1 protein-coding gene is annotated in these 809 nt (G+C 40.2%); it reads left to right on the top strand.

Annotated elements, in window-relative coordinates; all coding sequences use genetic code 11:
* Positions 1–141: 141 nt before the first annotated feature.
* Entirely contained in the window at positions 142–579 is a 438-nt protein-coding gene (locus tag EYW48_RS21315) for a GIY-YIG nuclease family protein (RefSeq protein ID WP_123309600.1), read from the top strand.
* Positions 580–809 lie beyond the last annotated feature (230 nt).

Consider the following 809-nt stretch of genomic DNA (forward strand, 5'->3'; position numbering starts at 1 on the left):
TTCACATAACAAGCAATTCAAGTGGATTCTCAACGCGTGGCAGTTTTACTATGCGTTAGGTAAAGTGTTTTACGGTGCAATGCAGTGGCTTGGCCAGTGCGTTGTTCACCACTTAATTGGGCGTTATGAGTATTCATCAGTATGTACGTTTATGTTTTAGAACTAGAAAATCAAAATTATTACGTTGGCATCGCTGAAGACATTGGCTTGAGGCTTTGGACTCATTTTAAAATGGGCGACAAGGTTGGCTCAGCTTGGACGAAAAAACATAAGCCAATTAAAGTTGTCCATTGTAGTGAAATACTCCCAAAAACTAAGTGGAAATCCGAACTGGTTGAAACTCAATGCACTTTGCGTATTGCCAAATTAAAAGGCTTTTCAAAAGTACGTGGGGCTGGCTTTAGTATCTCTAACGAGGACTATCCTAAAAGTTGGGATGAAAAATTAGTTGGTGTGCCACCAGCTGACTTTGACAAAATGAAGCCTTTATCAAATCAAGAGCTCAAGGTTTTATTTAAAGGAAAATATGAGCTCTGGTTGGAACAAAGGAAAAGGCGGCGGAAACCAAAATACTCATAACAAACAATTTAAGAGGGATTCCCAACGCTTGGCATTTTTGCTTCTACTTCAATTTTAGTGGTTACGGTACAATGCTTTAGTTTGGGTGGTAGCGTTGCTCACCCCTTAATTGGGCGTTATGTGTTTGGTCAGTTTTTAGGGTCCAAGCTACGATTTCATTGAGAATTCGTTTCGTGTTTTCGGCAAGTTGGCTTGGTCGAAATGGATTCGTGAACAACCTGAGATTGATC

The organism is Vibrio sp. 1180_3, assembly GCF_029478545.1.
GTDB lineage: Bacteria > Pseudomonadota > Gammaproteobacteria > Enterobacterales > Vibrionaceae > Vibrio > Vibrio aestuarianus.